Below are 286 nucleotides of genomic sequence, written 5' to 3'. Positions count from 1 at the left end.
GTTGAGTTTCTGAGATTAACTGTTTCAGTAATTCGCAAATAGAAAAAAGCTCTTCAACTTTTGAAACAATTATGTCTTGTATTTTCCTTGATGGAACAATGATAGGTATTGCTTCAACAACCTTTTTACTAATTTTTGGCATTGTCCCAGAAGTACCTGTCATCCTTGTCCACATAAACTCTCTTGCCATTGGTGATGATAGCCATGTTGAAAGAAACTCGGATGAAACAGTTTTTGATGGCCGAATTTTCATCATTAGATCAGGATAAATTACGTCGCATACATC

At 35.3% G+C, this 286-nt stretch carries 1 protein-coding gene; it reads right to left on the bottom strand.

The window, feature by feature from the left end:
• The coding region (locus Q5762_RS37915; protein ID WP_315896859.1) for a restriction endonuclease subunit S at positions 1-256 on the bottom strand (256 nt) is incomplete at its 3' end.
• Between the last annotated feature and the right edge of the window lie 30 nt (positions 257-286).

The organism is Streptomyces sp. P9(2023), assembly GCF_032436795.1.
In the GTDB taxonomy this organism is placed as follows: Bacteria; Actinomycetota; Actinomycetes; order Streptomycetales; family Streptomycetaceae; genus Streptomyces.
The sequence above is the reverse complement of the archived record's forward strand: the minus strand, read 5'-3'. Positions and strand labels throughout refer to the sequence as shown.